This window comes from Streptococcus sp. S784/96/1 (genome assembly GCF_902729355.1).
Taxonomy (GTDB): domain Bacteria; phylum Bacillota; class Bacilli; order Lactobacillales; family Streptococcaceae; genus Streptococcus; species Streptococcus caledonicus.
The window spans coordinates 42,596-53,561 of the sequence record NZ_CACVCC010000017.1 but is presented as its reverse complement, the minus strand read 5'-3'; the positions used below and the strand labels follow the sequence as shown (position 1 = coordinate 53,561).

Here is a 10,966-nt window from a genome sequence, read left to right as displayed (position 1 = left end):
TGACTGTTGCCAGCCTTAGTGATCCCTCCTTTTCGTTCTTTTTCCCCACTAGAATTTTCACTAGGGGTCAACCCAAGGTAAGAGGCAACTTGTTGAGCGGTCGCAAAACGATTAAAATCCCCAATCTTTGTTACGATGGAAAGAGCAGTCAAGGTCTTCACACCGATAAAGCAAGTCAACTTAGCCACTTTTTCTTGGTAACTGTCTCCTAGAGAGAGTTGTTCGATACGATTATCAAAGCGTTCGATCTGGTCAACTAGCTTTTCGTAGCTGAGGAGATATTCGGTTAGGATTTCAGCATACAGTCCTACTGGTTGGAGAGACTGAAGCCATTTCACATGCTTCTGAGTCCAGTGACTAGCACCGTTTGTATATCGAAACTCATGGCGAAGACAGAAGGCTAAAATCTGTTGCTTGATTTTCTTGAGAGCCAATTGATGGTCTATCCTCATTCGGATATACTTTTTTGACTTGTTCATCCTCTGCCGTTGGAATATGGACGGGACTATAACTTCTAAAAGTCAGAGCCTTAGCAATGGTCGCTGCATCTTTTTTTATCGGTTTTGACACGTCTGCGACCTTCAATCATCATCGTTGTTGGTGCCATGACAACACAAGGAATCCCTTGAGCTGCGAGCTGGTGATACAAGGTAAATCCACGAGATATCAACTGGGGGTCTTTACATATTGTCTATAACAGGAATCCCTTGCTGGTTTATTTGTTGGGAAATGTGGTTTTAGCCTCTCAATAAGGGGGCTCAAGTGACTTCGGTTACCTTGAATATTAGTCAAATTATGGCATTTCCGTCTGGCCTTGTTAATTTTTTCTATCTCTGTGTATTGATTGGCATTCGGTACCTTTTATTGAGGGGAGACTAGAGTGCAATTAACTCAGATTTTAGTGAGTTTTCTTTCTAGTTTTTCTTGTAATTATTTGACAATTTGATTGTGTTGCTGCGGGTTCTGTCTGTTAGTCTTTTAGTATTAGTCCATAGGTGTTGCCTTGACTGGTTTTGGTGCATTACTAACGGTTGGTATGAGATTTATTCATACTTTAGCAGAGATAGTCAGACGGGTTGTATCGCCTGTTTGGTTTTGAAAAAATGTATGGGATAGTATTGCGATTACCATGTCAATAGTGATATCATACGGTCTATTTAAGGCGTAAGTAGCAGTTGCTTGGAACAGATAAGTTATATTGTTTATGTTGAAAAAACGGAAAGATAGGAGAATGTTGTAGGAGTATGAAATAAGACGAACAGGATTAGTCACAATCGTTAAGATCTAGGAGACCTTCTGAGGTTGAAAGTGAAAAATGAAGTTGATGAAGTCAGTATCAAAACCTCCTTTGGAATTCTATTACTTCTTGGTAAGCCTGTGTCTTGCCGACCCCTTCGAGATTAGGAAAAAAGTGTTTTAGCCTTTTATTTTATAGCGTCAAACTGTCTTTACTTTAAAATTTAAGAGGGATGAATATTTTTTCAGTCTATTCGGTTCCTCTCTGCCTTCTAACCTCTTTAGTAGTGTAACAGACTTGGTGCAGTAAAGGTGGTTTAGGGCGCATTTTCTTAAGATGTAGTCTTATTCTTTTTCTAAATTCATTCTATTTGTGCCAAATTGTAACATATTTACTGTTTAGGAAGGTGAAGTTTTCTTCAGTTTTTGGTGACGATAAATACTATTTCACAAGGGGATATTGACCGATAAGTACATTTTTGAACACATGATTGTGTATTTCTTGGTCTTTTTTAAAGCGCTTACACAATCTATAATGAAGTTGTAAGTAAACATCATTAATAAATCAAAAAGCGAGGTATATCTCATGGATATCTTACAGGTTGTCTTGCAGTGGTTCTCAACTAATATTTTGCAGAATCCTGCTTTCTTCGTTGGTCTCTTGGTTTTGGTAGGATACATTCTTCTAAAAAAATCAGCTCACGAAGTTTTTGCGGGATTTGTAAAAGCTACTGTTGGTTACCTTATTTTGAATGTTGGTGCAGGTGGTTTGGTAACTACTTTCCGTCCAATCCTTGTTGCCCTAGCTAAGAAGTTTAACCTTGAAGCGGCGGTTATTGACCCTTATTTTGGCTTAGCTGCTGCGAATGAAAAATTAACAGAGATGGGCTTTATTGACGTAGCAACGACAGCTCTTTTGATTGGATTTGGGGTTAATATTCTGCTGGTTGCTCTTCGTAAAGTAACTAAGGTTAGAACACTGTTCATTACAGGTCACATTATGGTGCAACAGGCAGCGACGATTTCTGTTTTTGTTCTTCTCCTTATTCCTCAGTTGCAAAATGCAACAGGAGCGTGGGCAGTTGGCATCATCTGTGGGCTTTACTGGGCAGTGAGTTCAAATATGACGGTTGAGGCGACCCAACGTTTGACAGGTGGTGGTGGCTTTGCCATTGGTCACCAGCAACAGTTTGCGATTTGGTTTGTGGATAAAGTTGCTCCAATTTTTGGTAAAAAAGAAGAAAATTTGGATAACTTGAAATTGCCTTCTTTCCTTAATATTTTCCATGATACGGTCGTTGCCTCAGCAACACTTATGCTGGTATTCTTTGGAGGAATTCTCGCTGTCTTAGGTCCTGAAATTATGTCTAATGCAGAATTGATTGGAGCAGGTGCTTATAACCCGGCGAAATCGTTCTTGATGTATGTGATTCAAACAGCCCTTACTTTCTCAGTTTATCTCTTTATCTTGATGCAAGGGGTTCGCATGTTCGTTGCAGAATTGACAAATGCCTTCCAAGGAATCTCTAGTAAATTGCTTCCAGGGTCATTCCCAGCGGTTGACGTTGCAGCGTCTTACGGTTTTGGCTCATCAAATGCGGTGCTTTCAGGATTTGCCTTCGGTTTGATTGGGCAATTGCTCACCATTGCATTGTTGGTTATTTTCAAAAATCCAGTCTTGATTATTACAGGTTTTGTGCCAGTATTCTTTGACAATGCGGCGATTGCGGTTTATGCGGACAAACGCGGTGGCTGGAAAGCTGCAGTAGCCTTATCATTCTTATCTGGTGTGCTTCAAGTGGCTCTTGGTGCGGTTGCGGTCAGTCTTTTGGGATTGACTGGTGGTTATCACGGAAATATTGATTTGGTGTTGCCTTGGTTGCCATTTGGTTATGCCTTTAAATATCTTGGCGTTGTCGGTTATGGTTTGGTCTGCCTCTTCTTGCTTGCCATCCCACAATTGCAATTTGCCAAAGCAAAAGATAAAGAAGCTTATTACCGTGGAGATGCTCAGTAGAAATCACTAAGAGTATCTGCTCTGCGATGTTACAAATGAAAAATGGAGGAATTCAAAATGGTTAAAGTACTTACAGCGTGTGGAAACGGAATGGGATCGTCAATGGTGATCAAAATGAAGGTGGAAAAGGCTCTTCGTGAACTCGGGGTAACCGATATCCAGTCAGCCTCATGCTCTGTTGGAGAAGCTAAAGGCCTAGCAGCAGGTTATGATATTGTGGTGGCGTCTAATCACTTGATTAAGGAGTTGGAAGGACGTACAAAAGGCCATCTTGTTGGACTTGATAACCTGATGGATGATGTGGAAATCAAAACAAAACTGGGCGAAGTTTTGTAAGCGTTGAAATGGATATAAGGGAGGCTGAGACAGATGTTTCAACCTCCCTAGATTTTATGGAGCAAGGGAGAAAATCATGAATTTAAAGCAGTCATTTATCGATAATAATTCCATTCGTTTAGGACTGACAGCGGAAACTTGGCAAGAGGCGGTACATTTGGCCTGTGATCCTTTGATTGAAAGCGGTGCGATTAAGGAAGAATATTACGATGCCATTATCGCGTCTACAGAAGAATATGGTCCTTACTATATCTTGATGCCTGGTATGGCGATGCCTCATGCTCAAGCTGGAGCGGGTGTCTCACGTGATTCGTTCTCACTGATTACTTTGACGAAGCCAGTGACGTTTTCAGATGGTAAAGAAGTATCGGTGTTATTGACTTTAGCAGCACAATCAGCAGCTATTCATACTACTGTTGCGATTCCGCAGATTGTTGCTCTCTTTGAGTTGGAAGATTCTATTCAGCGCCTGGTTGCTTGTAAGACACCAGAAGAAGTGCTAGCAATGGTAGAAGAATCCAAAAATAGTCCTTATCTTGAGGGGCTAGATTTAGAGAGTTAAGACGTATAACATTTAGAAGAGGTAACAATTATGACAACACATATTCCAAATTTACAAGTAGCACTTGACCACTCTGATTGGAAAGGGGCTATCAAAGCAGCTGTATCAGTTGGTCATGAAGTTGATATCATTGAAGCAGGGACCGTTTGTCTTCTTCAAGTGGGCTCAGAATTGGTAGAGGTTTTGCGTAATCTCTTCCCAGATAAACTCATTGTCGCTGATACCAAATGTGCGGATGCAGGGGGGACTGTCGCTAAAAATAACGCAGTGCGTGGTGCGGACTGGATGACTTGTATTTGTTGTGCAACCATTCCTACTATGGAAGCGGCGCGTAAGGCTATTGAAGAAATCCGTGGAGACCGTGGGGAAATCCAGATTGAACTCTATGGTGATTGGACTTATGAGCAGGCACAACAATGGCTAGATGCTGGGATTTCACAAGCAATCTATCACCAATCTCGTGATGCCCTCCTTGCTGGTGAAACTTGGGGTGACAAAGACCTTGATAAGGTAAAAAAATTAATTGACATGGGCTTCCGTGTCTCAGTAACAGGTGGTCTTGATGTGGATACCTTGAAACTCTTTGAAGGAGTAGATGTTTTTACCTTTATTGCAGGGCGAGGCATCACTGAAGCAGAGGATCCTGCCGGGGCTGCACGTGCTTTCAAAGATGAAATTCGTCGTATCTGGGGGTAGATTATGGCACGTCCGATTGGTATTTATGAAAAAGCGACACCAAAACATTTTAGTTGGCTAGAGCGTCTTGAATTTGCTAAAGAATTGGGATTTGATTTTGTGGAAATGTCTGTGGATGAATCTGATGACCGTTTGGCACGATTAGACTGGACCAAGGCAGAGCGTTTAGATGTGGTTAAGGCTATTTATGAGACAGGGGTGCGAATTCCAACCATTTGCTTCTCAGGTCACCGTCGCTATCCTTTAGGGTCTAACGATTCTGAAATTGAAGCTAAGTCACTGGAACTCATGAAAAAATGTATCGAATTGGCTCAGGATTTAGGTGTCAGAACCATTCAATTAGCGGGATATGATGTCTATTATGAGAAAAAATCTCCCGAAACACGGGAACGTTTTATTAAAAACCTCCGTAAATCATGCGACTGGGCAGAACAAGCTCAGGTTATGTTAGCCATTGAGATTATGGACGACCCTTTCATGTCCTCTATTGAAAAATACAGGGCTGTGGAAAAGGAGATAGACTCCCCTTATCTCTTTGTTTACCCAGATACGGGAAATGTATCTGCCTGGCACAATGACATTTGGAGTGAGTTTTACTTAGGTCACCGTTCTATTGCAGCTATTCACCTTAAAGATACTTACCCTGTTACGGACACTTCTCAGGGGCAATTCCGTGATGTCCCATTTGGCAAGGGCTGTGTCGACTGGGAAAATATGTTTTCAGTTATTAAAAAGACCAATTACAACGGTCCCTTCTTAATTGAAATGTGGTCAGAAAATTGTGATACGGTTGAAGAAACGCGTGAAGCGATCCGAGAAGCACAAGATTTCCTTTATCCGCTGATGAAGAAAGCTGAGGTAATTTAATGGCAAAAAAACTACAAGAAATGCGCCAACGGGTCTATGAGGCAAACATTGCCCTTCCAGCCCATGGTTTGGTTAAATTCACTTGGGGCAACGTGTCAGAAGTGTGTCGTGAATTGGGACGCATCGTCATCAAACCGTCAGGTGTTGATTATGACAAATTAACCCCTAATAATATGGTCGTGACAGACCTTGATGGGAATGTTGTTGAGGGAGAGCTCAACCCATCATCAGATTTAGCGACACACGTTGCTCTCTACAAGGCTTGGCCAGATATTCAAGCAGTAGTGCACACTCACTCAACTGAAGCAGTTGGCTGGGCGCAAGCTGGTCGTGACATCCCTTTTTATGGTACCACCCATGCAGATTATTTCTATGGTCCTATTCCTTGCGCACGCTCATTGACCGAAGAAGAGGTAAATATGGCCTATGAAAAGGAAACAGGTGCTGTGATTATTGAAGAATTTACCCGTCGCAATCTAGAGCCAGTTGCAGTGCCAGGAATTGTGGTACGCAATCACGGGCCGTTTACCTGGGGAAAAACACCTAATCAGGCAGTTTATCATTCTGTTGTTTTGGAAGAAGTCGCGAAGATGAATCGCTTTACAGAGCAAATCAATCCTCGTGTCGAACCAGCACCGCAGTATATTTTAGACAAACATTACCTACGTAAGCATGGTCCGAATGCCTATTATGGACAAAAAGGAGTGCCGCACTGATAACATTTTTTGAAAAATAAGCACTTAAAAGGCATAGAAACAGCGTTTTAATAACGCATTTCTATGCCTTCAACTGTGTACCAAAAGGAGTTAATCTTTTTGAAAATTGAGTTTTTGTGTACTTTTTAGAGAATTGTTCTACTTCTTTTCACTCTGTTGCGGTAATGTAAAAATAGTTTGAATATTTCCAATAGGTTTTGCATACGTTTTCAAAAAGTGTTATAATAGACTCTGGCGATAGGGAATCAGTCAATGACTCTTGCTGCTAACTGGCAATGTTTAGGAAGGAGATCTATGCTTTTACTAGATAAGAGAAGTTATGAATTAGTCCGATACTTATTGAAACTTGAAGAACCTGAGACTGTCATGTCTATTTCAAGAACGTTAGGACAGTCGCGACGTAAAATTTATTATCACCTTGAAAAGGTAAATGAGGCTTTACCAGCAGATATTCCGCCTATAATCTCCTATCCGCGTATTGGAGTCGTTTTAAATGAAGCTCAAAAAACAGCTTGTCGAGAATTATTGTCAGAATTAGATGATTATTCTTATGTCATGAGTCGAAAAGAACGCATGAGGCTTATCATGGCCTATATTGCGCTTTCTCAAGAACGGGTAACCATTGAAAAAATGATGCATCTGACAGATGTCTCACGTAATACGGTTTTAAATGATTTGAATGATATTCGCCAGTATTTGGATCATGAACCCGTCCAAATTGTGTTAAAGGTCATGAGAAATAAAGGCTATTATTTTTCTGGACATCCCTTGGATAAATTTCGATTTTTTTATGGTCTAGCCCAGCAATTTTTAGATATCAATAATCAGCAACTATGGGGGATTTTAAATTTAAAAAAAGATAGATTTATTGTCTTAGAGCGCTATTTTTCAACAGAAATATTAGATTATTTTAACCTATTTTTTATCAATCTTCAGACTAATATTGGTAAAAAAATTAGCCAGCAAGACAGGCAATTCATCATAAAAACCCTACCCTATTTTCTCTTAAATTATCGCAATATGGAACTTACGGCAGTGGAGAAAGATAGGTTTTTTGATGACTTTAGCCTTATTCGTCAGAGGATAGAATATCGTGTAGCGAAAAAACTTGCCAATCAGTTGACATCAACATTTGAGTTTACTCTGGATGAGATTGAAGTTGGTATTATTGCTCTGCTATTATTGTCTTTTCGTAAGGATAAAGATGCCCATCTGGAAAGTCAAGATTATGACGGAATGCGGCGCACTTTGAATATCTTTTTAGACACTTTAAGTGAGGAAAAAGGGTTATGTTTCAATCGGCGCCAAGAGTTACTGCGTCAGCTTTTGACCCATAGCAAAGCACTCATTTATCGTAAAACATATGGTATTACAACTAAAAATATATTGTTGCCACAATTAAAAGATAGATATGCAATGTTGTTTGAAGCGACACGGGCAACTGTTCCAATTTTAGAAAAAGCGTGGAATATTCACCTCACTGAAGATGATATTGGATTTTTAGCCATCCATCTGGGAGGAGAACTTCAAGTACCAGAAAAATCGTGTCACAAAAGAACAGCCTTGATTATTTGTGATGAAGGTGTCGCTGTTCAAAAATTTTTACTGAGTCAATGTCGGGAATACTTGCCTCGTGTAACGATTGAAGCCATTTTTACAAATGAACAATTTCAAAGTGTTAAAGATTTGGTTATGGTAGATTTCATCGTTTCAACCCTAGACCAAGTAGATACTCAATTGCCGGTTTTGACAGTCCAAGCAGTATTGTCAGATAGTGATATCATTCGTCTTATACGCTTTGGCAAAAAGGTTAATTCCTATGATGATCATAAATTTCACGAAGAACTTGTCCGACTGATTAGTCAGCAATTAACTGAGAGACAAGATGTGCAACGCATCACTTTACAGATTGAAAAATTAGTTTATCAAGAAGTCCTTGAAGAATTAAAGGAAATACAAATATCATAATAACAATTAAGGTTGGGAGGAATCCAACCTGTTTTCGGTTTACAGGGCTATTTGTTGATGCATAGCTTTTTGGGAGAGGGAGGGATAGCATATATGTGTTCATACTAATTCTCCTTTATCACACGACAATTACATGAATAAGATAATTCCAAAACATTTCATAAGGTCACTGATTTATTCTGAAAAATTGAAACCAGTAATTATAAAGTTAAAATTGAATATTTTGAGGTAATCTTCTGTAGAATATGTATAAATATAATACAAAATAGATAATTTACTATTTTCATAATTTTATCAATAATTAATTTTATTTCTGTATTTTCCATTTTATCATTTACTTGAGTTGTAATAAATGATATAATTTTTAGACACTATCGCAAAAAATGTTCAATTTAATTTATAAGAGAAATTTAATTTTCTTATGGCATTAAGAAGGGAGTATCTATGGCCAAAAAATTTCGTACACTGGCAAGTGTTATTCTGACAACAGCTGGACTAACAACTGTAAGTACAGTAGATGTAAAAGCTGACAGTAGCTATACAGGCAGTTATGCAGCAAATCTTTTAACAACCATTGTTGAAGATGGTTATCCTGCTGAAGAAACGGATGGCTTAGGAGCGACACACACAGAACCAGTAAGCCACCGAACGGTAGAAAACCTAGCAGAGGATTATCCGTTTTACGATGTGAGCACGGTATATGATATCAGTTCAGAACTAATGTCATCAGAATGGGAAGATCCGTATCGTGACTATCGTAATGATTATAATCAGCTAGAGGCTGAGCGGAAACAATTAGTATATAACTATTCTCAGTGGAAAGCCATTAGTAGCGATAGAGAGTTGTCACAAGAATCGCAACAGACTTTAACCGAATTAAAAGCAGAAGTTGATAGTTTGCAGAAACGTGCCTCATCAGCTATTCAGCAGTATCGTACTGAACATGTTGAAAACAATCCCCATATCGAACATTTTGAAGTGCAGGTACAACAGTATCATGACTCACTAAATAAAATAGATGATAGGGGAAATTTCGTCGAGCAACATTATGTTCAGTTAAGCGAATTGGACCAGTTAGACGATTCACGACATAAGATGATTCAGCATTGGTATCCTAGTGATGAGACTTACCGATTGATTAATAATAATTTACACACTACAAATGCAAAAATCCGTGTATTAACAGAAGATTTGATTACGTTTATCAATCAGCGGTCATATACCTCCAATGAGAATGTTGCTATTCTTGCCCAATCGGCAGAGCAGATTAAACATAATATTAATGTTATTGAAGAGATGAATCGTGCTGCGACACGTCGTTATACTAATAGCGTCGATTATCGCCATCGCCAAACGAGATCTACTCGTCCGAATACTGATCCTAAGATGCTAACAACATTGGAAAACTTCAAGAATGAAGGGTATAACCTCAAAGATTATCGAAATACTGATTTGACAGCCTATAATCAAGATTTAGCAGATCTCCGTGGAATCAGTGATTTAGATACTTTAAAAGAGCGTACGGATGAAGCACATCGTCTGCGTACTAAAACGATTAAGTTTACCTTGAAGCAATCGGAAATGGGCGAAGATCTTTCACAAAGGATTAGTCGTTTTATCAAGGAGAACCTTTCAAATACACCAAATGCACGAGGTATTTCAAAAAGTTTCAGCTGGTGGGTTGATGGATTTCAAGGTGTCGATGAAATCACCGTAACCTTGAAACCTGAATATTACATGACAGATATTCAACATCAGGAATACATGGATCATATTCGTCAATGGACACGACAAAATATTAACGAGACAGATACCGACGTTACCAAAATTGATAAAATTCAAGATTATATCATGACAAATTATCGTTATGCCAATAGTGGCGTGGGTAGTCTAACGCCAACAGGTATCTCAGTGCAGACACCTTATGCATTTTTGAAGGATAATGAAGCGGTATGTCAAGCATATGCGCAACTTTTTAAGGATATGGGACAGTTAGCTGGTTTAGATGTTTATTATATTCAGGGATTTGGAGATCCTCGCATGGGAATGAATAGTCTGCATGCTTGGAATATTGTCAAAGTAGATGGTGCTTTCTATCATGTAGACCTTACATGGAATGACACCATTGATGGAACTAATAAAAATCACACGTATACGCTCCGAGGAAATGACTTTATGAAGCGTACGCATCGTTGGAATGCTGTTTACAATATTTCAAATGAAGACTACCATGGGTATGATCGTAGCTTAAAAATGCCAGAAGCATCACTTCGCCATGATAACGACCGTATCCTTGAACATTACCGTAGTCAAGATTATAGTTACGGACCACGTACTTATTACCAATTCTAGTACTCTTAAAAAGAAAATCTCGTTTTTCTCTGATGTTACCAGAAATTTGGTATCGGAGGAAATGGGGATTTTAGCGTTTTATAAGAGGAATGAAGATGAACAATCAGTCCAACTCTGAACACATAACTGTGTGTTTCTTGGTCTTTGTTGATAACGTTTACAGAGTTATACTAAGAATATAAGAAAATACTAAAATGAATTAGGAGGCGTTCTAAA

8 protein-coding genes and 1 pseudogene are annotated in these 10,966 nt (G+C 39.1%); 8 read left to right on the top strand and 1 reads right to left on the bottom strand.

Annotated elements, in window-relative coordinates; all coding sequences use genetic code 11:
- Window positions 1–658: pseudogene (locus GZ996_RS07230) on the bottom strand (transposase); the annotation flags it as partial.
- A gap of 1,164 nt (window positions 659–1,822) precedes the next feature.
- On the opposite strand from GZ996_RS07230, the gene GZ996_RS07225 reads away from it, so the two are divergent.
- From GZ996_RS07225 to GZ996_RS11920, 8 genes are all read left to right on the top strand, one after another.
- On the top strand, window positions 1,823–3,253 hold the full coding sequence (locus tag GZ996_RS07225) for a PTS sugar transporter subunit IIC (RefSeq protein WP_162011698.1): 1,431 nt from the start codon (window positions 1,823–1,825) through the stop codon (window positions 3,251–3,253).
- 57 nt (window positions 3,254–3,310) lie between these two features.
- Window positions 3,311–3,589 carry a PTS sugar transporter subunit IIB gene (locus GZ996_RS07220; protein WP_156805637.1) on the top strand — a complete coding sequence of 93 codons (279 nt, stop codon included), beginning with the start codon at window positions 3,311–3,313 and terminating at the stop codon, window positions 3,587–3,589.
- 76 nt (window positions 3,590–3,665) lie between these two features.
- Window positions 3,666–4,151 (top strand): PTS sugar transporter subunit IIA, encoded by a 486-nt coding sequence (locus GZ996_RS07215; protein ID WP_162011697.1) that lies wholly within the window; start codon window positions 3,666–3,668, stop codon window positions 4,149–4,151.
- Between the two features lie 30 nt (window positions 4,152–4,181).
- Window positions 4,182–4,847 (top strand): 3-keto-L-gulonate-6-phosphate decarboxylase UlaD, encoded by a 666-nt coding sequence (locus GZ996_RS07210; protein WP_156805635.1) that lies wholly within the window; start codon window positions 4,182–4,184, stop codon window positions 4,845–4,847.
- A gap of 3 nt (window positions 4,848–4,850) precedes the next feature.
- The gene (locus GZ996_RS07205) at window positions 4,851–5,714 is read left to right on the top strand and encodes an L-ribulose-5-phosphate 3-epimerase (RefSeq protein ID WP_162011696.1); all 864 of its coding nucleotides are present in this window, start codon (window positions 4,851–4,853) and stop codon (window positions 5,712–5,714) included.
- Window positions 5,714–6,430 (top strand): L-ribulose-5-phosphate 4-epimerase, encoded by a 717-nt coding sequence (locus tag GZ996_RS07200; protein ID WP_162011695.1) that lies wholly within the window; start codon window positions 5,714–5,716, stop codon window positions 6,428–6,430. The genes GZ996_RS07205 and GZ996_RS07200 overlap by 1 nt, the downstream gene beginning before the upstream one ends.
- 294 nt (window positions 6,431–6,724) lie before the next feature.
- Window positions 6,725–8,398, top strand: coding sequence for a BglG family transcription antiterminator (locus GZ996_RS07195; RefSeq protein WP_162011694.1), 1,674 nt, complete (start codon window positions 6,725–6,727; stop codon window positions 8,396–8,398).
- A 444-nt stretch (window positions 8,399–8,842) separates the two neighbouring features.
- Window positions 8,843–10,750 carry a transglutaminase domain-containing protein gene (locus GZ996_RS11920; protein ID WP_238386412.1) on the top strand — a complete coding sequence of 636 codons (1,908 nt, stop codon included), beginning with the start codon at window positions 8,843–8,845 and terminating at the stop codon, window positions 10,748–10,750.
- The last annotated feature ends 216 nt before the right edge of the window (window positions 10,751–10,966 follow it).

Excerpts from the sequence above, each read along its gene's own strand:
- GZ996_RS07225 (WP_162011698.1), top strand. The coding sequence starts at position 1,823 with ATGGATATCTTACAGGTTGTCTTGCAGTGGTTCTCAACTAATATTTTG.
- GZ996_RS07220 (WP_156805637.1), top strand. The coding sequence starts at position 3,311 with ATGGTTAAAGTACTTACAGCGTGTGGAAACGGAATGGGATCGTCAATG.
- GZ996_RS07215 (WP_162011697.1), top strand. The coding sequence starts at position 3,666 with ATGAATTTAAAGCAGTCATTTATCGATAATAATTCCATTCGTTTAGGA.
- GZ996_RS07210 (WP_156805635.1), top strand. The coding sequence starts at position 4,182 with ATGACAACACATATTCCAAATTTACAAGTAGCACTTGACCACTCTGAT.
- GZ996_RS07205 (WP_162011696.1), top strand. The coding sequence starts at position 4,851 with ATGGCACGTCCGATTGGTATTTATGAAAAAGCGACACCAAAACATTTT.
- GZ996_RS07200 (WP_162011695.1), top strand. The coding sequence starts at position 5,714 with ATGGCAAAAAAACTACAAGAAATGCGCCAACGGGTCTATGAGGCAAAC.
- GZ996_RS07195 (WP_162011694.1), top strand. The coding sequence starts at position 6,725 with ATGCTTTTACTAGATAAGAGAAGTTATGAATTAGTCCGATACTTATTG.
- GZ996_RS11920 (WP_238386412.1), top strand. The coding sequence starts at position 8,843 with ATGGCCAAAAAATTTCGTACACTGGCAAGTGTTATTCTGACAACAGCT.